General features: G+C 69.5%; 26 protein-coding genes and 1 tRNA gene. 9 read left to right on the forward strand and 18 right to left on the reverse strand.

The window, feature by feature from the left end; all coding sequences use genetic code 11:
• The first annotated feature begins 19 nt into the window (after window positions 1-19).
• The 3 genes from WG902_RS03135 (at window position 20) to WG902_RS03145 (ending at window position 1,250) form a co-directional block, all read left to right on the forward strand.
• Window positions 20-553, forward strand: coding sequence for a hypothetical protein (locus tag WG902_RS03135; protein ID WP_340058451.1), 534 nt, complete (start codon window positions 20-22; stop codon window positions 551-553).
• A 73-nt stretch (window positions 554-626) separates the two neighbouring features.
• Entirely contained in the window at window positions 627-929 is a 303-nt protein-coding gene (locus tag WG902_RS03140) for a SemiSWEET transporter (RefSeq protein ID WP_340058452.1), read from the forward strand.
• 93 nt (window positions 930-1,022) lie between these two features.
• Window positions 1,023-1,250, forward strand: a complete 228-nt coding sequence (locus WG902_RS03145) for a hypothetical protein (protein WP_340058453.1) — start codon at window positions 1,023-1,025, stop codon at window positions 1,248-1,250.
• Here the strand turns inward: WG902_RS03145 and WG902_RS03150 are convergent, their stop codons facing one another.
• A complete protein-coding gene (locus WG902_RS03150; protein WP_340059429.1) occupies window positions 1,251-2,477 on the reverse strand; it encodes a glycosyltransferase family 4 protein in 1,227 nt (408 codons plus the stop codon).
• Between the two features lie 74 nt (window positions 2,478-2,551).
• Here WG902_RS03150 and WG902_RS03155 point away from each other — a divergent pair, with 74 nt between their 5' ends.
• A complete protein-coding gene (locus tag WG902_RS03155) occupies window positions 2,552-2,884 on the forward strand; it encodes a sulfurtransferase TusA family protein (protein ID WP_340058454.1) in 333 nt (110 codons plus the stop codon).
• 9 nt (window positions 2,885-2,893) lie between these two features.
• Here the strand turns inward: WG902_RS03155 and WG902_RS03160 are convergent, their stop codons facing one another.
• The 7 genes from WG902_RS03160 to WG902_RS03190 form a co-directional block, all read right to left on the reverse strand.
• Window positions 2,894-3,283 (reverse strand): response regulator, encoded by a 390-nt coding sequence (locus tag WG902_RS03160; RefSeq protein ID WP_340058455.1) that lies wholly within the window; start codon window positions 3,281-3,283, stop codon window positions 2,894-2,896.
• A gap of 73 nt (window positions 3,284-3,356) precedes the next feature.
• A tRNA-Lys gene (locus tag WG902_RS03165) sits at window positions 3,357-3,432 on the reverse strand.
• Window positions 3,433-3,472: 40 nt separating this feature from the next.
• Window positions 3,473-4,261, reverse strand: coding sequence for a tRNA threonylcarbamoyladenosine dehydratase (locus WG902_RS03170; RefSeq protein ID WP_340058456.1), 789 nt, complete (start codon window positions 4,259-4,261; stop codon window positions 3,473-3,475).
• A gap of 76 nt (window positions 4,262-4,337) precedes the next feature.
• On the reverse strand, window positions 4,338-5,144 hold the full coding sequence (ybgF, locus tag WG902_RS03175; protein WP_340058457.1) for a tol-pal system protein YbgF: 807 nt from the start codon (window positions 5,142-5,144) through the stop codon (window positions 4,338-4,340).
• Between the two features lie 5 nt (window positions 5,145-5,149).
• Entirely contained in the window at window positions 5,150-5,698 is a 549-nt protein-coding gene (pal, locus tag WG902_RS03180) for a peptidoglycan-associated lipoprotein Pal (RefSeq protein WP_340058458.1), read from the reverse strand.
• A 41-nt stretch (window positions 5,699-5,739) separates the two neighbouring features.
• Window positions 5,740-7,026 (reverse strand): Tol-Pal system beta propeller repeat protein TolB, encoded by a 1,287-nt coding sequence (tolB, locus tag WG902_RS03185; protein ID WP_445263649.1) that lies wholly within the window; start codon window positions 7,024-7,026, stop codon window positions 5,740-5,742.
• 65 nt (window positions 7,027-7,091) lie between these two features.
• A complete protein-coding gene (locus tag WG902_RS03190; protein ID WP_340058459.1) occupies window positions 7,092-7,856 on the reverse strand; it encodes a glycosyltransferase family 2 protein in 765 nt (254 codons plus the stop codon).
• Window positions 7,857-7,951: 95 nt separating this feature from the next.
• Here WG902_RS03190 and msbA point away from each other — a divergent pair, with 95 nt between their 5' ends.
• From msbA to WG902_RS03210, 4 genes are read left to right on the forward strand one after another with little or no spacing between them, the layout of a single operon-like run.
• Window positions 7,952-9,682 (forward strand): lipid A export permease/ATP-binding protein MsbA, encoded by a 1,731-nt coding sequence (msbA, locus tag WG902_RS03195; protein ID WP_340059431.1) that lies wholly within the window; start codon window positions 7,952-7,954, stop codon window positions 9,680-9,682.
• The gene (rfaQ, locus tag WG902_RS03200; RefSeq protein WP_340058460.1) at window positions 9,679-10,791 is read left to right on the forward strand and encodes a putative lipopolysaccharide heptosyltransferase III; all 1,113 of its coding nucleotides are present in this window, start codon (window positions 9,679-9,681) and stop codon (window positions 10,789-10,791) included. The genes msbA and rfaQ overlap by 4 nt, the downstream gene beginning before the upstream one ends.
• On the forward strand, window positions 10,778-11,950 hold the full coding sequence (locus tag WG902_RS03205) for a glycosyltransferase family 4 protein (protein ID WP_340058461.1): 1,173 nt from the start codon (window positions 10,778-10,780) through the stop codon (window positions 11,948-11,950). The genes rfaQ and WG902_RS03205 overlap by 14 nt, the downstream gene beginning before the upstream one ends.
• Entirely contained in the window at window positions 11,947-13,038 is a 1,092-nt protein-coding gene (locus WG902_RS03210; RefSeq protein ID WP_340058463.1) for a glycosyltransferase family 4 protein, read from the forward strand. The genes WG902_RS03205 and WG902_RS03210 overlap by 4 nt, the downstream gene beginning before the upstream one ends.
• Window positions 13,039-13,113: 75 nt before the next feature.
• Here WG902_RS03210 and WG902_RS03215 read toward each other — a convergent pair whose 3' ends face one another.
• Genes WG902_RS03215 through rng form a run of 3 tightly spaced genes read right to left on the reverse strand, consistent with a single transcriptional unit; the run spans window position 13,114 to window position 16,935 of the window.
• On the reverse strand, window positions 13,114-14,088 hold the full coding sequence (locus tag WG902_RS03215; protein WP_340058464.1) for an NAD-dependent epimerase/dehydratase family protein: 975 nt from the start codon (window positions 14,086-14,088) through the stop codon (window positions 13,114-13,116).
• Window positions 14,085-15,425, reverse strand: coding sequence for a UDP-glucose dehydrogenase family protein (locus WG902_RS03220; RefSeq protein WP_340058465.1), 1,341 nt, complete (start codon window positions 15,423-15,425; stop codon window positions 14,085-14,087). Before WG902_RS03220 ends, WG902_RS03215 begins: the two co-directional genes overlap by 4 nt.
• A gap of 37 nt (window positions 15,426-15,462) precedes the next feature.
• The gene (gene rng / locus WG902_RS03225; protein ID WP_340058466.1) at window positions 15,463-16,935 is read right to left on the reverse strand and encodes a ribonuclease G; all 1,473 of its coding nucleotides are present in this window, start codon (window positions 16,933-16,935) and stop codon (window positions 15,463-15,465) included.
• A 66-nt stretch (window positions 16,936-17,001) separates the two neighbouring features.
• Between rng and WG902_RS03230 the strand changes: the two genes are divergently transcribed.
• The gene (locus tag WG902_RS03230; protein WP_340058467.1) at window positions 17,002-18,444 is read left to right on the forward strand and encodes a PAS domain-containing protein; all 1,443 of its coding nucleotides are present in this window, start codon (window positions 17,002-17,004) and stop codon (window positions 18,442-18,444) included.
• On the opposite strand, the gene WG902_RS03235 is transcribed toward WG902_RS03230, so the two are convergent.
• The 7 genes from WG902_RS03235 to WG902_RS03265 are packed head-to-tail and all read right to left on the reverse strand — an operon-like array spanning window position 18,441 to window position 23,752.
• Window positions 18,441-19,046, reverse strand: a complete 606-nt coding sequence (locus WG902_RS03235; RefSeq protein WP_340058468.1) for a Maf family protein — start codon at window positions 19,044-19,046, stop codon at window positions 18,441-18,443. The two genes, WG902_RS03230 and WG902_RS03235, sit on opposite strands and share 4 nt — an antisense overlap.
• A complete protein-coding gene (gene rlmH / locus WG902_RS03240) occupies window positions 19,039-19,506 on the reverse strand; it encodes a 23S rRNA (pseudouridine(1915)-N(3))-methyltransferase RlmH (protein WP_340058469.1) in 468 nt (155 codons plus the stop codon). The genes WG902_RS03235 and rlmH overlap by 8 nt, the downstream gene beginning before the upstream one ends.
• Before the next feature lie 3 nt (window positions 19,507-19,509).
• Window positions 19,510-20,235 carry a ribosome silencing factor gene (gene rsfS / locus WG902_RS03245; protein ID WP_340058470.1) on the reverse strand — a complete coding sequence of 242 codons (726 nt, stop codon included), beginning with the start codon at window positions 20,233-20,235 and terminating at the stop codon, window positions 19,510-19,512.
• Window positions 20,235-20,834, reverse strand: a complete 600-nt coding sequence (nadD, locus tag WG902_RS03250; RefSeq protein WP_340058471.1) for a nicotinate (nicotinamide) nucleotide adenylyltransferase — start codon at window positions 20,832-20,834, stop codon at window positions 20,235-20,237. Before nadD ends, rsfS begins: the two co-directional genes overlap by 1 nt.
• Window positions 20,831-21,745, reverse strand: a complete 915-nt coding sequence (gene hemF / locus WG902_RS03255) for an oxygen-dependent coproporphyrinogen oxidase (protein ID WP_340058472.1) — start codon at window positions 21,743-21,745, stop codon at window positions 20,831-20,833. Before hemF ends, nadD begins: the two co-directional genes overlap by 4 nt.
• Window positions 21,746-21,749: 4 nt before the next feature.
• Entirely contained in the window at window positions 21,750-23,030 is a 1,281-nt protein-coding gene (gene purD, locus WG902_RS03260; protein ID WP_340058473.1) for a phosphoribosylamine--glycine ligase, read from the reverse strand.
• The gene (locus tag WG902_RS03265) at window positions 23,027-23,752 is read right to left on the reverse strand and encodes a YebC/PmpR family DNA-binding transcriptional regulator (RefSeq protein ID WP_340058474.1); all 726 of its coding nucleotides are present in this window, start codon (window positions 23,750-23,752) and stop codon (window positions 23,027-23,029) included. Before WG902_RS03265 ends, purD begins: the two co-directional genes overlap by 4 nt.
• Window positions 23,753-23,816: the final 64 nt, after the last annotated feature.

The following is a 23,816-nucleotide window of genomic DNA, read 5'->3' on the forward strand; positions in this document are numbered from 1 at the left end:
GCGCCCCCACCATGGAGCCATGCCCTCCTCGCTCCAGCTCGCCGCCCACGACCCTGCGCTGCTCGCTGCCGTGCAGCGCACCCGCAAGCTCCTGAACGAGCGCGCATTGGCCGGCGCTGCCGCCAGTGCCGTGCCGATTCCGGGGCTGGACTGGGTGGTCGATGCGGCGCTCCTGTCCAAGCTGATCCCCGCCATCAGCGAGGAATTCGGCCTGGCGCCGCACCAGATCGACCGCCTGCCCGCGCGCAAGCGCGAATCGGTGGAGAAGGCCGTCGGCATGGTGGGCTCGATCGTCATCGGCAAATTCATCACGCGCGACCTTCTCATCCGCATGGCCGCGACCATCGGCCGCCGCCTGACCGTCAAGCAGGCGACCAAGTACATCCCGCTGGCCGGGCAAGCCCTGTCCGCATTGATCGGCTACGCAGCCATTCGCTACCTCGGAGAGCAGCACATCCGCGACTGCGTGCAGGTGTGCCAGGCGGCGGCCCTGCAACTGCCTGCTCCTGCGCCTGCCGCGCTTGGGCATCAGCGTCCGGCTGACACCGACTGAGTCGCCCCGCCTATCGGGACAGCGGGGCCGGATCGGGTGCAATGGGTCACCAACGAACAAGACCCAACGCAACATGATGGAAGTTTCGGACATGCTCGGCTACGCCGCGGCCACCCTGACCACGGCGTCCTTCGTTCCGCAGGCGTGGCGGACCTTCCGCACCAAGGACGTCAGCGGCATCTCGCTGCGCATGTACAGCGTCTTCACGCTCGGCGTCGCCGTATGGCTGGCCTACGGCATCGTCCTGGGCGAGTTGCCGATGATGATCGCCAATTCTTCGACGCTGGTCTTTGCGTGCGCCGTGCTGGTGATGAAGCTGAAGTACGGCAAGAAGCAGAAGGGCCATGACGGGAGCAAGCAGGCGGCGACTGCCTGAGGACGCACCGGTCGGGTGCTGTGCGTGCCTTCCGACAGGACAGGCAGCCACGGCCTGCAGACAAGGGGTGCAGTGGGGCCGAGTCTGCGAGCCATGGATCCCCGCTGGCAACCCCACCTCGGTCCGGTGCGACCTGCCACCGCGACCCCCGAAGCTTGCGCCCTGATGGCTGCCGGTTGCCACGCCCATGTGGATGAGTGCCGCATCGAACGGGCGCAGGGAACCAACCCCGGGCTGGTCTGCCCGGAAACCTGGCGCGCGCTGCGCGACCGCGACGGTTTCATTCCCGTTCGGGTGCAGATGCAGCACCGGGGCCGCTGACTAGCCGCGCAGGAAATCCAGGGTCCGCGGCAGGCAGACCGTCGAGAGGTCGTAGCGCTGCACCACCGTCTGGCGCGCCAGCGACCGCAGCGGCTGGTAGTGCGCCGGCCGCGCCAGCACGTCGGCGACGCGCTGCGCCAGCGCCGCATGGTCGAAGAAATCGACCAGCAGGCCGTTGCGTCCATCCTCGATCACCTCCTCCACCGGCGCCGTGCGCGAGCCGACCAGCAGGCAGCCGGCCGCCATCGCCTCGAGCATCGACCACGACAGCACGAACGGGTAGGTGAGATACACGTGGGCGGCGGAGACCTGCAGGATCTTCAGGTACTCCGCGTAAGGCACCTTGCCGGTGAAGAACACCCGGCTGAAGTCCACGCGGCCCTCCAGCTCCTTCATGTAGTGCTTGCGCCAGTTGTTGTCCTTGCCTTCGGGCGGCCTTCCATAGCTCACTTCGTCGCCGCCGACCACGATGGCGCGCGCTTGCGGTCTCAGCGCCTGCAGCTGTTCCAGCATGCGCAGGAAGACGTGGAAGCCGCGGTACGGCTCCAGGTTGCGGGCGACGTACGTCACCACCTCGTCGCCGGCCGCGAAGCGCTGCCCTTGCAGCTCGATCGTGGCGCCGGGGTCGGGCCTGGCCACGGCCGTGTCGATGCCGTCGTGGATGACGCGGATCTTGCCGCGCAGCTCCGGCGGATAGCGCTCCTGCTGCCAGGCGGTGGGCGACAGGCCGGCGTCGGCCGACACCAGGCTTTGCAGCTGCGTGCTGTTCTTGATGCGCACCCGCAGCTGGTCGTTCAGCGAGGAGGGAAACTCCGGATCGAACCCGACGTCGGCGCCGGTCGCGTGATAGTAGAACTCGCAGTACTGGATGTGGCGCGCGCCGGGATGGATGTCACGCAGGAACAGCGACTCGCCCCAGCCCGGATGCGACACCACCACGTCCGGCTGGAAACGCGTCTTGTCGCGCAGTGCCAGCAGCAGCCGGACGACGTCCTGCCCACGGCGGACGTGGCCCTCGAAATCGCGCACGTACGCGTGGGTCTGCGCGCCGCCGCCCGCCTTGAGCTCGTAGCCCGCCACCTTCACGCGCGGGTGCAGTTGCGGACGCCCCTTCAGGCTGAGCAGGTCGCCGATGCCGACGACCTCGTTGGCCGGGTCCTCGGCCAGGGCGCGCGCGGCATGGCGGAACTGGCCGGGGAAATTCTGGTGGACGAACAGGTAGCGCAGATGGGACTCCTCTGGATGCCCCGATTCTGCCCGTCTGTGTCACCATCCGGTTCGTCCTGTCGAGCCTCACCCTCATGCCCAAACTCAACCCCAGCGAACACGAATTCGTTTCGGCGTTCGGCGAGCTGCCGGCCATCCCCGCGGCGGACCAAGCCACGCCCGTGCGGTCAGCAGGCGGGACGATGCAGGAGCTGGACGCCCGCGGCATCAGCCCGCCGCTGCCGGTGCTGCGAACGCACCGGGCGCTGCGCGCCCTGCAGGTCGGCCAGGTGCTCAGGGTGCTCACCACGCAGCCGCAGAGCATCCCGGAATTCCAGTCCCTGGTGAAGCACGTGCCGCAGTACGAGCTGGTCTCGCAGGAGGAAAAGGACGGCGATTACATCCACCTGCTGCGCAAGCGCAGGTAGACGCCTGGCTCAGCCGGGAGCGCGCTCGGAAACCAGCCGATCGATGAGGACAGCCAGTTCGGAGGTGTCGACTGGGGAGACCAGGTAGGCATCGGCGCCCGCCAGCTCACCGGCCTTGCGGTCTTCGTCCTTCACGTACACGGCCGACACATGGATGACCGGCACGGTCGCCGTCTTCGGGTCGCCGCGCAACAGCCGGCAGACTTCGAAACCGTGCACGTCCGGCAGGTGGACGTCCAGCACGACGGCGGAAACGTATTCGGCCAGTTCGAGCGCCTGCGCGCCGGCCGCCGCCTCCACGGTCTGGAAGCCCTCGGAGCGCAACGCCCGCGACAGGGCGTACCGGTTGGACGCGGCGTCATCGACGACGAGGACGCTGTGGGTGTGGCGCTGGCTCATGCCCGCCGATTATGCCGTGCGGCCCGGAAGAAAAAAAGCCTGCTAGCGTTTCCGTAGCAGGCTTCGGTGTGCGTGGTAGGACGTACAAGATTCGAACTTGTGACCAACGGATTAAAAGTCCGCTGCTCTACCAACTGAGCTAACGTCCCGGCCGGTTCCTGCTGCCCTTGCGAGCAGCAAAGCCCGCGATTATAGCGTGTCGAAAACGGCTTTTCGGGTCGCGATGCGATCGAGCACCCATCCGGCGGCCACCTGACCGAAAGTGGCGGTCACGCTGACGACGGAACCGTAGCCATGGCAGTTGAGCGTGCCGTCGCCTTCGATGGCGCACGACGGATCGGGCGGCGCCACCGCCTCGCGGCTGAAGACGCACGTGACGCCGATCTTCCGGCCTTCCTTCGGCGCCCCGTGGGCCTTGCGCAGGCGATAGCGCAATTGGGCCAGCAAGGGATCGTGCGTGGTCAGGGACAGGTCGTCGACGTCGACCTTGTGGGCCAGCCGCTTGCCGCCGGCCGCGCCGCAGGAAATGAACATGGCCCGGGTCTCGCGCGCCCACGCAGCCATCGCCGACTTGGCCTGCACCTGGTCGCAGGCATCGATCACGGCATCCACGCCCGCGGGCAGCAACGCCGGCCAGTTCGCCGGCTCGACGAATTCCTCGACCGGGTGGACGGCGCAGCGCGGATGGATCTGGGCGATGCGATCGCGCATCGCGAGCACCTTGGCCTGCCCCAGCGTGCTGTCCAGGGCGTGCACCTGGCGATTGATGTTGGATTCGGACACGTGGTCCAGGTCGACCAGCGTCAGCGCGCCGACGCCGCTGCGGGCCAGCGCTTCCACCGCCCACGAGCCCACGCCGCCGATCCCGATGACCGCCACGTGTGCGTTGCGAATGGACGCAGCGCCCTGCATCCCGTACAGGCGCTCCAGGCCACCGAAGCGGCGCTGCAGGTCCGTCGCCTCGTCCAGGTGGGTCATTCGACGACCCGCCGCGCTACGCGCTGCGGGATTCGCCTTGGGGCGGCCCGGCGGCTCATGGGCGGCGCGGAGGCGCTCAGCGCAGGCGCGCCAGCCGTTCGCGCGCGGCGCTGGCGGCCTCGGACTGCGGGTAGGCCTTGACCAGGTCGTCCAGCGTGCGCCGGGCGCTGGCGTTGTCCTTCAGCTCGATCTGGCAGTTGGCGATGGACAGCACGGCCTCGGGAGCGCGCGGATGGTCCGGGGCCTGCTGCAGCAGCGCGCGGAAGTTGGCGATGGCGCCGCGGTAGTCGCGGTTGGCGTACTGGGCGTTGCCGATCCAGAACAGCGCGGTGGGGCGGTAGCCGCTGTTCGGGTAGCGCTTGAGGAATTCCCCGAAAGCCACCTGCGACGCGACGAAATCGCCCTTGCGGAAAGCGGCCAGCGCCGATTCGAAATCGCGCTGCTCGGACGGCTCGACCGTGATGTCCTTGCCGTCGACATTCACCTGGGCCGGTTCGAACTTGCGCAGCCGCTCCTCGACGCTGGTGACCACGTCCCTCTGCCGGCGCTGCAACTCGGACAGGTCGCGAGTGAGCTGTTCGTCCGCGCCGCGCAGGCGCGCCAGCTCGGAGCGCAGCGCCTCGATCTGGCCCTGCAGGTCCAGCAAGCTGCGGCGCAGCGTGGCGTTCTCCTCGGTCGCCCGGCGCAGTTCCTCGTTGCCCCGGCGCAGTTCCTCGTTGCCCCGGCGCAGCTCCTCGGCCAGCCCTTGCCGCTGCTGCTCCACGCGCTGGCGAAGTTCGATGATGGCGCGGCGCGCCTCGTCGTCCTCGAACAGCGCCGCTTGCGCGGTGGCGGTGAAGAGCGAAGCGGCGGCCAGCGCGGCAAGGAGCGCGGAACGTTTCATGGAAGTCACCGGTAGGTCAGTTCGGCGCGCCGGTTTTGCGCCCAGGAGGATTCATCGGAGCCCACGGCGGACGGCTTCTCCTTGCCGAAGCTCACCGCCTCGACCTGCGAGTCGGTCACCCCCAGCAATCCGAGCGCGCGGCGCACCGCCTCGGAGCGGCGCTGGCCCAGCGCCAGGTTGTATTCGCGGCCGCCGCGCTCGTCGGTGTGGCCCTCGATCACGACCTGCCGTCCGGTATTGGCCCGCAGGTAGCGGGCATGCGCCTCGATGAGGGACTGGTATTCGGGCTTGACGACGTAGCTGTCGTAGTCGAACAGGACGACGCGCGAGACGTTGGCGGGCCCGGCCTGGGTGCGCGCGGTCGGATCCGCCTGCACCGGCTGGACCTGGCTCATTCCGCCCGAACCGCCACCCGGGCCGCCGCCGCCGGCACCCGGCGCCACGCCGGTGCTGCCGCGCCGGTCTTCCACCGGCACGTCGTCGAGCTTCACGCCGCTGGCGCAGCCTGCGAGAGCCGCGGCGAGCGCGACTGCCAAGAACACACTTTGCTTCATTCCCTGGATCTCCTGAGGCGGCCGCACCTGGCGTCCGCCGGTCAACGTTGAAAGGGGCCCCAGTCCGGCTCGCGGATATCGCCGCCCTTGCCGGGCAGGCGTGCCTTGATCTTGCCGTCGAGGGTGGTGGTCATCAGCGCTTCGCTGCCGCCTTGCCGGGTGGCATAGATGATCATCCGGCCGTTGGGTGCGAAGCTCGGGCTTTCGTCGGCGGTCGTGTCGGTGACCGACTGCACGTTGCCGCTGGAAATTTCCATCACCTGCAGCTTGAAAGCACCGTTGATGCGCGAAATGTAGGCGAGCCACCGGTTGTCGGGACTCAGCGCCGGCGAAATGTTGTAAGTCCCTGTAAAGGTGACACGTTGCGGCTGGCCGCCCGCTGCGGGCATGCGGTAGACCTGCGGGGCGCCGCCGCGGTCGCTGACGAAATAGATCGTGCTGCCATCGGCGGAATAGAGCGGCTCGGTGTCGATCCCGGCCGACTGCGTCAGGCGGCGCGGCTCGCCGCCGGTGGACGCGATGGTGTACAGCTGCGAGCCGCCATCGCGCGTCAGCGTCACTGCAAGCGTTCGACCGTCGGGCGACCAGGCCGGGGCGCTGTTGGAGCCGCGGAAGTTGGCGATCAGGCGGCGCCCCCCGGTGGCCACGTCGTGCACGTACACCACCGGCTTGCGCGACTCGAACGACACGTAGGCGAGCTGGCGGCCATTGGCCGACCAGGCCGGCGAGATGATCGACTCCACGCTGCTCAGTGCCGATTGCGCGTTCTCGCCGTCGGAGTCGGCGACCCACAGGTTGTAACGGTTGCCGGCCTTCGTCACATACGCGATGCGCGTGGAAAACACGCCTTTCTCGCCCGTCAGCTTCTCGTAGATCATGTCGGCGACGCGATGGGCCGCCAGGCGCAGGTCTGCCGCGACCACCACGAAGCCGTCGGCCGCCAGGCTCTGCCCGCGCACCACGTCCCACAGGCGGAAGCGCACGTCGTAGCGGCCGTCCGCCAGCCGCGTGGCGCTGCCTACCGCGAGCGAGTCCGCGGTTTTCTGCCGCCACGGCGCCAGGTCGGGGCGGCTCGTTTCATCCAGCCCCGCGCCCGCGCCGGCGTCGACCGCGCGGAACTGGCCGCTGCGCTCGAGGTCGTTCTGCACGATCGCGGCCAGCTTTTCGGGCAGCTCCGCCTCGCCCTTGAAGGGCGCGATGGCGATCGGCAGCTGCGTCAGCCCCACGCCGGTCACCTCGACGCGGAACTGCGCCAGCGCCGGGCCGGCGGCCGCCGTGCCCAGCAAGGCCATCACGGCGCGCCGGCGCATTTGTCCTGGAACATGCATCTCTGGTTTCTCTCCTGTTGCCAGTCCTCCGGTTCTACCGCAGGACAAAGGTTCCGCACCCCGGGTCACTCCGGACCGAAGGCGCCTTTACGCTGCAGCAACCACAGTTTCATGTAGCGGTAATAAGTGCCTTCCGCGTTGGATATCGCCAGCGCCAGGCCGAGCCGGCCGTCCAGAAAGCCGAGCTTGACCACATAAGTTCGCATGAAAGCCCACCAGCCGTGGCCCAGCGCCTTGGCCAGGGAGCCCTTCACGCCCTTGTTCATCAACGCGACAGCCCCCGCGGTGGAATACCGATCGAGCTTGTCGATCACGGATTCGAAGTGCGGCATGCTGTCATGCAACAGGTCGCCCTCGAGCCGACCGACGCCACCCTTCGCCACGACCCGCTCGTGGACGATGTCATCGGAAAACCGGCCAGCGTCCCGGCGGAACAGCCGCACCACGCGGTCCGGGTACCAGCCGGAATGCGCCATGTACTGCCCGCAGTAGTTCGAGCGGCGGTTGATGGTGTAGGCATTGTATTTGCCCGAATGTATCGCCAACCGGATGCTTTCGGCCAGCGCCGCGGAAACCTGTTCGTCGGCGTCGATCGAAAACACCCAGTCCCCGGTGGCGGCGTCGAGCGCCCGGTTCTTCTGCGGGCCGAAACCCGGCCAGTCGGGAGCGACGATGACCTTCGCGCCTGCGGCCCGCGCCGCATCCACCGTGCCATCGGTGCTGCCCGAATCCACCACCACCACTTCGTCGGCGAAGGCGACGGAGCGCAGGCAGTTGCCGATGTTGCGGATCTCGTTGCGGGTGATGACGACGACGGTCAGGCGTGGCATGGGTTCGGGGGCGGGGGCCGGCCGGCGGCCACGGCATAATCGCGACTTCATTATTGCACCCCCACCCTGGACGAGAACTTGTGATCCGCATCGACATGGGCGCGGTGCGCTGGCTGATGCCGTTCTTCGGCGGCTCGCGCAGGTTCTGGGTGGGCGCGGCAGTCTGCACGTTCATTTCCTCGGCCCTCGAGCCGATCGTGCCGGCCCTGCTGAAGCCGCTGCTCGATGACGGCTTCCGCCCGGGCAGCGACCTGAAGCTGTGGATGGTGCCGGCGGCGTTGATGCTGCTGTTCGCTGTGCGGGGCGTGGCCGGCTTCCTGGCGGACCTGGCGCTGGCCCGCATTTCGCAGGACGGCCTGATGAACCTGCGCGTGGCCATGTTCTCGCGGCTGCTGGACGCGCGCCTGTCGCTGTTCTCGCGCGAAAACGCAACCTCGTTGTCCAACACCGTCGTCTTCGAGGTGCAAAGCGGCGTGACCCTGCTGGTGAACTCGGTCATCGGGCTGCTCAAGGACAGCCTGTCGATGGTCGCGCTGCTGGTTTACCTGCTGTACCTGAACTGGCAGCTGACCATCATCGCGCTGGCCATCGTGCCCGCGGTGGGCTGGATCATCCGCGTGGTCGCCAAGCGGCTTTACCGCATCGCCCGCAGCAGCCACGCCGCCACCAACGACCTGGCCTATGTGGTCGAAGAGAACGTGCTGGCCGCCCGCGTGGTGCGCCTGCATGGCTCGCAAGGCACGCAGGCACGGCGCTTCCGCGACCTCGGCTGGGCCTTGCGCCGGCTGGCGCTCAAGGGCGCGGCGGCCAACGCCGCGATCACGCCGCTCACCCACCTGGTGGCCGCCGCGTCGCTGTCGATCGTGATCTGCGTCGGCCTGTGGCAAAGCCGCGGCGGCGGGCCGATCCAGGCGTCGGTGGGCACGTTCGCGTCCTTCGTGACCGCGATGCTGATGCTGATCGCGCCGATCAAGCGGCTGTCCGAGGTGGCCAGCCCCATCACGCGCGGCCTCGCCGCGGTGGCGCGCGCCCGCGAGCTGCTGTCCAACACGCCGGCGGAAAGCGGCGGCACCCACGCACCGGGGCGCGCCCGCGGCCACATCGAACTGCGCGACGTCAATGTGCGCTACCGGGACGACGCGGTGCCGGCGCTGGACGGCCTGAGCCTCGACATCGCACCGGGCCAGGTGGTGGCGCTGGTCGGGCCTTCCGGGTCCGGCAAGAGCACGCTGGCCAACCTGCTGCCGCGCTTCGTGCTGCCCGATGGCGGGGAGGTGCTGCTGGATGGCGTGGACGTCCGCGACTGGAAGCTGGACGCGCTGCGTTCGCAGTTCGCGCTGGTGAGCCAGGACGTCGTGATGTTCAATGACACCCTGGCCGCCAACATCGCGCTGGAAAGCCCGCCGGACGCCCTGCGGCTGGAACGCTCCATCGCCGGCGCCAACCTGCGGGAATTCGTGGCCTCGCTGCCGCAGGGACTGGACACGGTGGCGGGGCACAACGCGGCGGAGCTGTCCGGCGGCCAGCGCCAGCGGCTCGCGATCGCCCGGGCCTTGTACAAGGACGCGCCCATCCTGATCCTGGACGAGGCGACTTCGGCGCTGGACACCATGTCCGAGCGGCTGGTGCAGGAGGCGCTGCAGCGCCTGATGGCGGGCCGCACCACGCTGATCATCGCCCACCGGCTGTCCACGGTGGAACACGCGGACCGCATCGTGGTGCTGGAACAGGGGCGCGTCATCGAGTCGGGCACCCACGCCGAATTGCTGGCCCATGGCGGCCTGTACTCGCGGCTGTCGATGCTGCAGTCCGGCGCACGCGCATGACGGAGTTCGCGCAGCCGCCCGACGCCATCGACCCGGCGCAGGTCAAGCGGGCGCTGGTCATCAAGCTGCGCCACCACGGCGACGTGCTGCTCTCCAGCCCCGTGCTGTCGGTGCTCCAGAAGGCGGCGCCGCAGGCGGAAATCGACGCCCTGGTGTACGCGGACACCGCCGCCATGCTGCGCGGCCATCCGGCCCTATCGCAACTGCACCTGCAGCCGCGCGGGCGCAAGGGGACCTGGCGCGAGCGGCTGGGCGCGGAGCGAGCGTTGCTGCAGGCTATGCGCGAGCGGGCCTATGACCTGGTGGTGCACCTGTCCGACCACCCGCGCGGCGCCTGGCTGGCGACCGTGCTGCGCCCGCGCTGGTCGGTCGCGTTCGTGCGCCACACCGGGCAATGGTGGTGGCGCCGGGCCTTCACGCACCTTGCTTCGCAGCCGGTGCCCGCCCACGTGCCGCGCGCGACGGTGGAGCGGCACCTGGACCTGCTGCGGCGCCTGGGCATCCATCCCGCGCCGGCCGAACGCGCGCCCACGCTGGCGGTGCCGGAGGCGGCGCGCGAGACCGTGCGGGCCAGGTTGCGGCAGGCCGGCTGGCAGGGCGAGCGCTATGCCCTGGTGCACCCGGGGTCGCGCTGGATGTTCAAGGCCTGGACCCCCGAGGGCAATGCGCGCGTCATCGACCACATCGCGGGCCGCGGCCTCGCCATCGTGCTGACCGCCGCGCCGGACGCGCGCGAGACGCAGCTGTGCAACGCGATCCTGCAGCAGACGCGCACCCGCTGCATCGACCTGCGCGGCCAGCTGTCGCTGGAGGAGCTCGGCGCGGCCATCGAAGGAGCGACGCTGTTCTTCGGGGTCGATTCGGTGCCGATGCACATGGCAGCGGCGCTCGGCGTACCGGGCGCGGCGCTGTTCGGCCCGAGCGACGACAAGGAGTGGGGACCCTGGAGCGACAAGCTGCGGGTGGTGGCGTCCACCGTGCATCCTTGCCGGCCCTGCCGCATCGACGGCTGCGGCGGCAGCAAGCGCTCGGACTGCCTGGTGACGCTGCCGCCGGCGCAGGTGATCGCCGCGCTCGACGATGCGCTGGACCGGCATGTCCCGCGCTGACGGCCCGCCGCGCATCGCCCTCGTGCGCGGCAGCTGGAACGCGGCCGGCGGCGCCGAACGTTTCGTGCAGCGCATCGCCGCCGCCCTGTCCGCGCGCGGCGTGGAGCTCACGCTGATCGCCCGCCAGTGGCCCCAAGGCGACACCGGGCTGCCGACGGCCGTGCGGTGCATCGAACTCGACACCTTCCACATCGGCCGGCGCGCGCGCGACCAGGGCTTCGCGCGTGCCGTGCGCGAGACGGTGGCGCGCGAACGCTTCGACCTCGTCCAGTCGCACGAGCGGATTCCCGGGCTGCCGCTGTACCGCGCCGGCGACGGCGTGCACCGCCAGTGGCTGGCGATCCGCCGCCGCCAGCACGGCTTCTGGCGCAACCTGGGAGACCAGTTCAGCCTGCAGCATCGGGCCATCCTGCGGGCCGAACGGGAGATGTTCGCGCATCCCGCCCTGCAATGCGTGGTGTGCAATTCCGAGATGGTGCGCGACGAGATCGCCCGCATGTACGGCGTGCCGGCGGACAAGCTGACGGTGATCCGCAACGGCATCGACCTGCTGCGCTTCCGGCCGCCGACGGATGCCGAGCGCCGGGTCTCCCGGGCGCGCTTCGGCTGGCCGGACGACAAGACCGTGTTCCTCTTTGTCGGCTCCGGTTTCGAGCGCAAGGGCGTGGCCGGCGCGCTGCGTGCCTTCACGCGTGCCGGCTTGCAAGGCAAGGCGCTGCTCGTGGTGGTCGGCCACGACAAGCGTCGCAGCCGCTACGAACAGCTCGCGCACACGCTCGGCATCGCTGCAGATGTCCGGTTCACGGGGCCGCAGCAGGAGGTGCTGCCGTACTACCAGGGGGCCGACGCATTCGTGTTGCCGACCCTCTACGACCCCCAGTCCAATGCGGTGCTCGAGGCGATGGCGTGCGGGCTCGCCGCCATCACGACCACCGGTTGCGGCGTCGCCGAGCTGCTGACACCGGAGTCCGGCCACGTCGTCGACGCCTTCGACGATGCCGCGCTGGCGGGCGCGATGACCGACCTCCTGCGGCCACACCACGCGCGCGCGCTCGGCGCCGGCGCACGCCGCGCCATCGAACCCTACAGCCTGGACCGCATGACCGACGACTACCTGGCCCTCTACGCGCGCCTCATGCCGGCGCCCGCTGCCCCATGAAGATCCTCCACACCGAAGCTTCCGCGGGGTGGGGCGGCCAGGAGCTGCGCATCCTGTCCGAGATGCAGGGGCTGCGCCGCCGCGGCCACCAGCTGGAGCTTGCCGCGCCGGCGGGCGCGCGCATCCACCAGGAAGCCGCCGCCCTCGGCTTTCGCGTGCACGACGTGCCGATCGGGCGCAAGACCTTGCGCGGCCTGCGGGCCATGCGCCGGTTGCTGCGCACGGAGCACTTCGACGTGGTCAACACCCACAGCTCCACGGACAGCTGGATGGTGGCCCTGTCCAACGCCATGCCGGGCCGCGCGGTGCCGCTGGTGCGGACCCGCCACATCTCCGCGCCGGTGTCCGGCAACGCGGCGACGCGCTGGCTCTACAACCGGGCGTCGGCTGCACTGGTGACCACGGGCGAAAAGCTGCGCGAGGAGCTGGTGCAGGTCAACGGCTTCACCGACGTGCCGATCCGCTCGGTTCCCACGGGCATCGACCCCGCGCGTTTCGCGCCCGGCGATCCCGTTGCCACCCGTGCAGCGCTGGGACTGGCGCCGATCTTCACCATCGGCATCGTCGCCACCCTGCGCAGCTGGAAGGGCCATCGCTTCCTGGTGGAGGCGTTCGCGCAACTGCGCGCACAGGGCCGCGACGTGCAATTGCTGATCGTCGGCGACGGGCCGTCGCGCCCGCCCATCGAGGCGCAGGTGCAGGACGCGGGGCTGGCGTCCCGCGTCCATTTCACGGGACATGACCCGAAGCCGGAGCGCTGGTTCCCGGCGATGGACCTGTTCGCCCTGCCCTCCTATGCGAACGAAGGGGTGCCGCAGGCGCTGATGCAGGCCATGATGGCGGGCCTGCCTTGCGTGACGACGCTGGTCGGCGCGATCGGTGAGATCGCGAGCGACGGCAAGACGGCGTTGATCGTGCCGCCGCAGGATCCGGCGGCGTTGGCCGCGGCGCTTGCCCGCCTGATGGACGATGCGGCCTTGCGCGCGCGGCTGGGGAGCAATGCACGCGCGTTCGCGCTGGAGCATTGCACGCTGGAAGCGATGTGCGATGCGATGGAAGAGGTGTTCGCGGCCGCTGTGAAAGGCTGACGCGGCATGGCGGGGTCGCTTCGCGAACCCGCCCTACGGTTCACAGGTCGGGTTGCGCACAGCGCACCCCGACACTCAAGCCCGGAAATACCGCCGATACCACTCCACCATCCGCGGCAACCCCACCTCGATCGGCGTGGTCGGGGCCCAGCCGGTCGCGGCCGCCAGCCGGCTCACATCCGCGGCCGTGGACTGCACGTCGCCCGGCTGCATCGGCTGCATGTTGCGCACCGCCGGCGTGCCGATGGCCTGCTCCAGCACGTCGATGAAGCGCATCAGCCGCTCGGGCTTGTTGTTGCCGATGTTGAACAGCCTGTGCGGCACCCTCACCGTGGGCGCCGGCAACGCGAGCACCGACAGCACGCCACTCACGATATCGTCGATGTAGGTGAAGTCGCGCGACATGTCGCCATGGTTGTACACGTCGATCGGCTCGCCCGCCAGGATCGCCTTGGTGAACTTCATCGGCGCCATGTCGGGCCGGCCCCATGGCCCGTACACGGTGAAGAAGCGAAGACCCGTCAGGTGCAGGCCGAACTGGCGCGCGTACACATCCGCCATCAGCTCGTTGGCCCGCTTGGTGGCCGCATACAGGCTGACCGGCTGGTCCACGCGGTCATCCTCGGCGAACGGGATCTTGGTGTTGGCCCCGTACACGCTGCTGGAGGAGGCATAGACGCAGTGCGCCGGCGGATGGGCGCGCACCGACTCCAGCACGTTCATGAAGCCCGCGAGGTTGCTGTCGACGTAGTCGCGGGGATGCGTGAACGAATGCCGCACGCCCGCCTGGGCTGCGAGGTGCACGACCCCGGTGAAGGCCTGCCGCGCGAACAGCTTGCGCAGGCCTTCGGCGTCGCCCAGGTCCAGCGCCTCGAAGGCAAACCGGTTCGCCCCGGCATGGGCCTGCACGCGCGCCAGCCGGTCCCGCTTGAGCTGCGGGTCGTAGTAGGCGTTGAAGTTGTCGATGCCGAAGACGGACTCGCCGCGCGCCAGCAGTTGCTCCGCCACCGCCGCGCCGATGAAGCCGGCCGCGCCGGTGACGAGGATCATGCGCCGACCCCGCTGCGCCCGATGCCCGCGTAGGAGAGGCCCGCCTTGCGCACCGCGACCGGGTCGTAGAGGTTGCGGCCGTCGAACACCGCCTTGGCCTTGAGCAGGCCCGCCAGCGCGTCGAAGTCGGGGCTGCGAAATTCCAGCCACTCCGTGACGACGGCCAGCGCATCGGCGCCCTGCACCGCGTCCATGGCGGAGGTGGCGAACGTCACGCCCTTGCGGCCCTGCAGCGCCCTCGCGGCGGTTTCCGCGGCTGCGGGATCGTAGGCCCGCACGGTGGCGCCGGCATCCAGCAGCACGTCGATGATCGCCAGGCTGGAAGCCTCCCGCACGTCGTCGGTGTTCGCCTTGAAGGCCAGGCCCCAGATCGCGATGGTGCGGCCTTGCAGCTTGCCGCCGAAATGCTGGACGATCTTGTCGGCCAGCAGGCGACGCTGGCGTGTGTTGACGTTCTCCGCCGAGCGCATCAGCTCCGCGGCCTCACCCACTTCCTGCGAGGTGTGGATCAGCGCGCGCAGGTCCTTGGGGAAGCAAGACCCGCCGAAGCCGGCGCCGGCGTACAGGAAGTGCGAGCCGATCCGCGGGTCCGCGCCGACGCCGCGGCGCACGTGCTCGATGTCCACCTTCAGCCGGTCGGCCAGGTTGGCCAGCTCGTTCATGAAGGAGATGCGCACCGCCAGCATGCAGTTGGACGCGTACTTGGTGAATTCCGAGGAGCGCACGTCCATGAAGAAGATGCGTTCCTGGTTGCGGTTGAAGGGCGCGTACAGCTCGCGGAAGGTCTCGCGCGCCGTGGCGTCCGAGGGGTCGACGCCCACGATGATGCGGTCCGGCCGCATGAAATCGTCCACCGCCACGCCTTCCTTCAGGAATTCCGGATTCGATGCCACCGTGGCGCGGTGCGCCACGCCCCGCGCGCGCAGCTCCTCGCCCAGCGCCTGGGCGACGCGCTCGCTGGTGCCGACGGGCACGGTGGACTTCACCACCACCAGCGTGTCGCGCGCCATCCGGCGCCCCAGTTCGCGCGCCGCGTTCAGCACGTGCGTCAGGTCCGCCGAGCCGTCCTCGTCGGAAGGCGTGCCGACCGCGATGAAGATCACCGCCGCATGCTCGACCGCCTCCTGGTAGTCGGTGGCAAAGCGCAACCTCCCGGCCGCCAGCCCGCGCGCGACGACGGTGTCGAGCCCCGGCTCGTGGATCGGGATCTCGCCGGCGCGCAGGCGCGCGACCTTGCCCGCGTCGTTGTCGATGCACAGCACGTGGTTGCCGGTGTCGGCCAGGCAGGCGCCGGTGACGAGGCCCACGTAGCCGGAGCCGATGACGGAGATTTTCATGGAACGACGGGCAAAGCCGCGATTTTACGGGCTTGCCTCAGAGCAGGACGATGTCGTACTGTTCCTGGCCCATCGCGGTCTCGCTTTGCAGCGAGATCGGTTTGCCCACGAAGTCGGACAGGCCCGCCAGGTGCTGGCTCTCCTCGTCGAGGAACAGTTCGATGACCTTGGGCGACGCGATGACACGGTATTCGCGCGGATTGAACTGGCGCGCCTCGCGCAGGATCTCGCGCAGGATGTCGTAGGCCACCGTGCGGGGCGTGCGCACCGTGCCCTTGCCCTGGCAGACGGGGCAAGGCTCGCACAGGAGGTGCGCGAGCGACTCGCGGGTGCGCTTGCGCGTCATCTCCACCAGCCCGAGCTGCGAGAAGCCCGCGGCCATGGTCTTCACGCGGTCCCGCGCCAGCTGCTTGCGGAACTCCGCCAGCACCGCGTCGCGATGGTCCTCGCGCTGCATGTCGATGAAGTCCACGATGATGATGCCGCCCAGGTTGCGCAGGCGCAGCTGCCGCGCGATGCCGTGCGCCGCCTCCAGGTTGGTCTTGAAGATCGTGTCGTCGAAGTTGCGCGCGCCGACGAAGCCGCCGGTATTGACGTCCACGGTGGTCAGCGCCTCGGTCTGGTCGACGATGAGGTAGCCGCCGGACTTCAGCTCCACCCGGCGGCCCAACGCCTTGGCGATCTCGTCGTCCACCGAATACAGGTCGAAGATCGGGCGTTCGCCCTTGTACAGCTGCAGCTTGCCGACGGCCGCCGGCATGAACTCCTCGCCGAAGGCGGCGAGGAGGCCGAACTGCTCGCGCGAGTCGATGCGGATCGTCTGCGTCTCTTCGCTGACCATGTCGCGCAGCACGCGCTGCAGCAGGTTCAGGTCCTGGTGCAGCAGGGACGGCGGCGGCAGCCGCGTGGCCGAGTCGCGGATGCGCGTCCAGGTCTTGCGCAGGTAGGCGATGTCTTCCGCCAGCTCCTCGTCGGTCGCATCCTCGCCGTTGGTGCGCAGGATGAAACCTCCTCCTGCCGCTCCCACCAGCGCGGTCAGGCGCCGGCGCAACGCGTCGCGCTGGTCGGCCGGGATCTTCTGCGAGACGCCCAGGTGGTCGTCCTGCGGCAGGAAGACCAGCAGCCGCCCGGCGATGCTGATCTGGGTGGAAAGCCGCGCTCCCTTCGTGCCGATGGGGTCCTTGATCACCTGCACCATGAGCGGCTGGCCTTCGAACACCTGCTTCTCGATGGGCACCTGCGGCTGGCCGTTGCGCCCCGACGGCGGCTCGCCTTCCGGGTGGCGCTGCCAGACGTCGGCCACGTGCAGGAACGCGGCGCGCTCCAGGCCCATGTCGATGAAGGCGGACTGCATTCCGGGGAGCACGCGGGCCACCTTGCCGAGGTAGACGTTGCCGACGAGCCCGCGTTCGAGCGTGCGCTCCACGTGCAATTCCTGCACCGAGCCGCCTTCGACGATGGCGACCCGCGTCTCCTGCGGCGACCAGTTGACCAGGATGTCCTGCTGCATGTGTCCGTGTAATCCCCTCTCCGGCAGGATAACGCAGGACCCGCTAGACTGGCATTGCAGCGCATCGTGAGTACCCTTCCCCCGTCCTTCTCGCCCGTTCCCGGATTCCTCCAGGGCGGTGGCGCCATGGGCGAACGCATTCGCGCGTTCGACTGGGCCAACCACCCGATGGGCCCGCCGCAGGGGTGGAGTCCGGCCCTGCGGATGGCCCTGAGCCTGTGCCTGAACTCCAGCTTCCCCACCGCCATCTACTGGGGCCCGGAGATGTTCGTGCTCTACAACGACGCCTGGTCGGCGATCCCGGCGGACAAGCACCCCTGGATCCTGGGCAAGCCTGCTCGCGTGGGCTGGTCGGACATCTGGGACATTGTCGGTCCCCAGTTCGAGCACGTGCTGCACCACGGCGAAGGGATCGCAACCTATGAGCAGATGCTGCCCATGGTGCGCAACGAGAAGCCGTGCGAGACCTGGTGGAACTACAGCCTCACGCCGATCCGGGAGGCGGACCACAGCGTCGGCGGGATCTTCAACCAGGGCAACGAGATCACCGCCGTCGTGCAGGGGCGCCGCGCGCGCCAGGCGGAACTGTTGCGCTGGCAGGAGATCTTCCAGCGCTCACCGGCCGGCATCGCGCTGCTGCGCGGCCCGACCCACGTCTACGAGTTCGCCAACGACGCCTACCTGCGGGTGGTCGGCAAGGTGGACATCATCGGCCGGACGGTCAGCGAGGCCGTGCCCGAAGTCGTGGACCAGGGCTATGTGGCCGTCCTCGACTCCGTCTATGCCGGCAAGCCCTTCATCGGCTCCTCGCTGCCCGTGAAACTGGCGCGGGAACCCGGCGAGCCCCCTGAAGAACGGCTGCTGGATTTCATCTTCCAGCCCGTGCGCGATGCCGCCGGCGCGGTGGAAGGCATCTTCATCCTGGTGACGGACGTCACCGAGCGGGCGCGCGCCGAATCGGCGCTGCGCCTGACGAACTGGCAGCTCGGGGAGGAACGCGCGCGCCTGGCCTCCACCGTGGAGGCGGAGCAGCGGGCGCGCACCGCCCTGCGGCGCATGACCGACACCCTGGAGGCGATCGTGAAAAGCCGGACGGCGGAACTCACGCAGGCCCTGGAAGCGCAGGCCGCGGCCATGGACAGGCTGCGCGCCGCATTCGCGACGGACCTCATCTTCCAGGGCTTCATGGATCCGCAAGGCACGCTGCTGGATGCGAACTCCACCTCGCTGGCGGCCATCGGCTGCCGGCTCGAAGACGTGGTCGGCAAGCCCTTCTGGGAGACCCCCTGGTTCACCGCCACGCCGGGCGCGCCCCAGCGCGTGCGGGCCGCGGTGGAACAGGCACGGCACGGCCGCAAGGCGCAGACCGAGATGACCGTGAACCTGCCCCAGGGCCCGGGCAGCTTCCTCTTCTCCGTGCGGCCCGTCGTCAACGCCCGCGGCGAAATCGTCGGCCTGGTGCCGGAAGCCATCGCGCTCGCCGAGCCGAGCCGGCAACTCGCCACCTAGGCGACGGCCACTCCCACCTCGCGCAGCAGCCGCGCGGTCTCGTGCAGCGGCAGGCCCATGATGCCGGTGTAGGAGCCGGCGATGCGCGAGATGTGCGCTGCCGCCCTTCCCTGCACCGCGTACGCGCCGGCCTTGCCCATGGGCTCGCCGCCGGCCACGTAGGCGACGATCTGGGCCTGCGTCATCGGGGCGAAGGTGACCCGCGAGTCGCTGAGCGCCTGCACGCGCTGGCGGCCGGCCTGCACGGCCACGGCCGTGAGCACGCGATGGGTGCGGCCGGCAAGCTCGCCCAGCATCCGCGCCGCATCCGCTGCATCGACCGGCTTGCCGAAGATGGCGCGGCCCATCGCGACGGTGGTGTCGGAACAGAGCACCGGCGCGGGCGGCAGGCCGCGCCGGCGCAGCCGCGCAAGCGCGGCTTCGAGCTTCAGGCCCGTCACCCGCTGGACATAGGTGGCCGGCGCTTCGCCGGGCTGGACCTCTTCCAGCGCCTCGCTGTCCTCGCCGGAATCCGGCAGCAGCAATTCATGGCGCACGCCCAGTTGCTCCAGCAGTTGCCGGCGGCGCGGGCTTTGCGAGGCGAGATAGACGAAGTCACTCACGGTGGTATGGGTGCCCCGCGTTGATGGACCAGGCGCGATAGAGCTGCTCGGCCAGCAGCACGCGCACCATGGCGTGCGGCAGCGTGAGGTCGGACAGGCGGATGCGCTCGTGCGCGGCCTGCCGGAAGGCCGGATCCAGTCCGTCGGGCCCGCCGATCACCAATGCCACCGCGTCGTTCTCCAGCGGCCACTCCTTCAGCCTGGCGGCCAGCGCCACGGTGGCCAGCGGCGTACCACGCTCGTCGAGGGCCACGACGCGTGCGCCCTTCGGGATGGCGGCTTCGATGCGCTCGCGCTCGGCGGCCAGCAGGGTCGGCAGCGTCTTGGAGCCGCGTGGCTCGGTCTTCACGGCCTTGAGCTCCAGGCGCAGCTCCGGCGGGAAACGCTTGGCGTAGTCATCCCAGGCGGTCTGGGCCCAGTCGGGCACCCGCTGGCCGACGGCCACCACCAGCAAGCGCATCGCTCAGCGGCTGCGTGGCTTGCCGGAAGCGGACTTGGCAGCGGTCTTTTTCGCGGGCGATGACCTCGGCGCAGCGGACCTGGCCGGAGTTGACCGCGCTGGAGTCGACTTCGCCGGAGCTGACTTCGCCGGAGCTGACTTGCCCGCGGGGGCCTGCCGGCCGGACGACTTCAGGGCCGCCTTGCCTGCGGCGCTGCGGGCCGTGGTCTTGGCAAAGGTCTTCTTCGCGGCGGTCTTCTTGGCCGCGCTCGCATCGCGCTCGGCCGTCTTCACCGCGCTGCTGCGGCGCAGCGACGGCTGCTGCAGCGTCTTCTTCGAGACGGCGGGCTCCGGCCTGGCTTCCGGCTGCGCCGGCTTCGCCGCACCCAGGCGCAGCCGGATCGGCTTGTCGCCCCAGATTTCCTCCAGGTGGTAGTACTGGCGGATCGCAGGCTGCATGATGTGCGCCACCGCGGCGCCGCAGTCCACGATGATCCACTCGCCGTTGTCCTCGCCCTCGATCCGCGGCTTGGGAAAGCCGGCTTCGCGCACCGCGTCGACCACGCTGGACGCCAGCGCCCTGGTCTGGCGGTTCGAGGTGCCGGACGCCACGATGACCCGCTCGAACAAGGGCGACAGATGCTCGGTGTTGAAGACCTGGATGTCCTGGCCTTTCACGTCTTCGAGGCCATCGACGATGGCCCTCTGGAGTTTCTGCGTGTCCTTCTTTGCGGCGGTTTCTGTCGTCATCAGGTGGCTTGGTAGAGATGTTGGGATTCAATATAACTGGCAACCGCGGGCGGGACCAGTTCGGCGATATCTTGCCCGGCTGTCAGCCGGGCCCGGATGTCGGTGGCGCTGACGGGCATCTGGGGCAGTTGCAGGGCCTCGACCCGCACGCCCGCCAGCGCGCGCAGGGCGGCGAGGCCTGCGCCCGTGCCCCGGCCGGCGACACCCAGCACGGCGAGCCGCGCGATCTCGGGCCAGGCCTGCCAGCGGGTGAAGCCGGCCGCCTGGTCCTCGCCCATCAGCAGGACCAGCTGGGCTTCGGGCTGTTCGGCCTGCAGCTCGCGCAGGGTGTCGATGCTATAGGTCGGCCCGCTCCGCGCGAGCTCGCGGCCATCCACCACCACGTGCGGCAGGCCGGCGAAGGCGAGCCTGGCCATGTGCAGGCGATGGTGGGCGGCGGTCAGGGTGCGCGCCTTGTGCCAGGCGTCGCCGGTGGGGACGACGTGGAGCTTGCCCAGCCGCAGCTGGTCGACGGCGGCGCGCGCCAGCGCCACGTGCGCATGATGCGGCGGATCGAAGGCGCCGCCGAACATGCCCACGCGCAGGGGTTGCGTGCTCACACCCACTCCCTGCGCGGCAGGAAGCGGCTCAGCAGCGCAGCCTCCGGCGAGCCGGGTTCCGGCTGTTGCTGGTAGGCCCACGAGGCGTGGGGCGGCATCGACATCAGGATCGACTCGGTGCGGCCGCCGGACTGCAGGCCGAAATGCGTGCCGCGGTCCCACACCAGGTTGAACTCCACGTAGCGGCCGCGGCGCAGCAACTGCCACGCGCGCTCGCGTTCCCCGTACGCGGCGTCCTTGCGGCGCTCCAGGATGGGCACATAAGCCGGCAGGAGCGCATCGCCCACCGCCTGCAGCAGAGCGAAGCTGCGCTCGAACCCCTGCTCGAAATAGTCGTCGAAGAAAACGCCGCCGACGCCACGCGCCTCGTTGCGGTGCTTGAGGAAGAAGTAGTCGTCGCACCACGCCTTGAAGCGCGGGTACTTGTCGTCGCCGAAAGGCGCCAGGGCGTCGCGGCAGGTCCGGTGGAAATGCACCGCGTCCTCCTCGACGCCGTAATACGGCGTCAGGTCCATGCCGCCACCGAACCAGTACACGGGCGCGCCGTTCGCCGGCAGCGCGGCCAGCATGCGCACGTTCATGTGCACGGTGGGCACGTGGGGGTTGCGCGGGTGGAACACCAGCGAGACGCCCATCGCCTCGAAGGCGGCGCCCACGAGCTCGGGCCGGTGCTGCGTCGCCGACGGCGGCAGCTTCGGACCCCGCACGTGCGAGAAACCGCAGCCCGCGCGTTCGAACACCTGCCCGCCTTCCAGGATCATCGTCACGCCGTCGCCCTGCAGGGATTCGCCCGGATCCTTTTGCCACGCGTCGGCGCGAAAAGGCCGGCCGTCGATGGCCCCGCAGGCCGCAGTGATGCGCTGCTGCAGGCCGGTGAGCCAGTCGCGGACGCTGCCGATGCCGGACTCCACGGCGTTAGCCGATCAAGGCGCGGTGGCCGATGTCGCGGCGATACTGCGCGCCGTCGAAGTGGATGTGGCGCAGGATCTCGTACGCGTGCGCCTGGGCCGCTTTCACGGTGCTGGCCATCGTGGTGACGCACAGGACGCGGCCGCCGGAGGTGACGATCTCGCCGTGGTGGGTCGCCGTGCCGGCGTGGAACACGACCGCGTCCTCGGTGTCCTTGGGCAGGCCGCTGATGACGTCGCCCTTGCGCGGCTCCATCGGGTAGCCGCCGGCGGCCATCACCACGCCGAGCGCGGTGCGCCGGTCCCACAGCAGCTCCACCTGGTCCAGCGTGCCGGACGTGGCGGCCAGCATCACGTCAAACAGGTCGGACTTCAGCCGCATCATGATCGGCTGCGTCTCGGGGTCGCCCATGCGGCAGTTGAATTCAAGCGTCTTCGGCTGGCGGTCCTTGTCGATCATCAGGCCGGCATAGAGGAAGCCGGTGAACGGAATGCCGTCCTGCTCCATGCCCTTGATCGTCGGCAGGATGATTTCGCGCATGGCGCGCGCATGCACGTCGGGCGTGACCACCGGCGCCGGCGAATACGCGCCCATGCCGCCCGTGTTGGGGCCCTGGTCGCCGTCCTGCAGGCGCTTGTGGTCCTGGCTGGTGGCCAGCGCGACGACGTTCCTGCCGTCGCACATCACGATGAAGCTCGCTTCCTCGCCCTGCAGGAATTCCTCGATCACCACGCGCGCGCCGCCGGCGTTGTGCGTCACTCCGAGCTTGTCGTCCACCAGCATGAAGTCGATGGCTTCGTGGGCTTGCGCCACCGTCGTGGCGACGACCACGCCCTTGCCGGCAGCCAGGCCGTCGGCCTTGACCACGATGGGCGCGCCCTTGCGGTCGACGTACGCATGCGCCAGGCCGGCGTCGGTGAAGGTTTCGTATTCCGCGGTCGGGATCCGGTGGCGCTGCATGAAGGCCTTGGAGAACGCCTTGGAGCTTTCCAGCTGCGCGGCGGCCTGCGTGGGGCCGAAGACGCGCAACCCGTGCGCGCGGAAGTCGTCCACCACGCCGGCGGCGAGCGGGCCTTCCGGGCCCACCACCGTCAGCGCGATCTTTTCCTTCAGGGCCCAGTCGCGCAGCTGCCGCAAGTCGGTGATCGGAACGTTCTCCAGCCGCGCGTCGAGCGCGGTGCCGCCGTTGCCGGGGGCGACGTAGACCGCCTGCACTTTCGGGGACTGCGCGAGCTTCCAGGCGAGCGCGTGTTCGCGGCCGCCGCCGCCGATGACCAGTACCTTCATCCGGTGATCTCGGCGTTGTGATACACGGCTTGCACGTCGTCGAGATCCTCGAGCATGTCGATGATCTTCTGCATCCTTGCCGCGTCGTCGCCGGCCAGCGGGATCGTGTTCTCCGCCCGCATGGTGACCTCGGCCACTTCCGGCTTCAGGCCGGCGGCCTCCAGCGCGATCTTCACGGCTTCGAACTGGCCCGGGCCGGTGAGCACCTCGATGGCGCCGTCCTCGTCGGGCACGATGTCCTCCGCGCCCGCTTCCAGCGCAACCTCCATCACCGCTTCCTCGCTGGTCCCGGGAGCCAGGATCAGCTGGCCGCAGTGGCGGAACTGGAAGGCGACCGAGCCTTCCGTGCCCATGCTGCCGCCGTACTTGCTGAAAACGTGGCGCACTTCGGCGACCGTCCGCACGCGGTTGTCCGTCATGGTGTCCACGATGACGGCGGCCCCGCCGATGCCGTAGCCCTCGTAGCGGATCTCCTCGTAGTTCACGCCTTCGAGGTTGCCGGTGGCCTTGTCGATGTTGCGCTTGATGGTGTCGGCCGGCATGTTGGCGGCCTTGGCCTTTTCCACCGCCAGCCGCAGGCGCGGGTTGATCGACAGGTCGCCGCCGCCCTGGCGGGCCGCGACCATGATTTCACGGATGACGCGTGTCCAGACCTTGCCCCGCTTCTCGTCCTGCCGCCCCTTGCGGTGCTGGATGTTCGCCCATTTGCTGTGACCGGCCACGGATTCGTCCTTGCTTGCTCTTCTGCGTTACTCTTGCGTCAACCCTCATTCTACTTTTCACACC

Source organism: Ramlibacter sp. PS3R-8, assembly GCF_037572435.1.
GTDB lineage: Bacteria > Pseudomonadota > Gammaproteobacteria > Burkholderiales > Burkholderiaceae_C > Ramlibacter.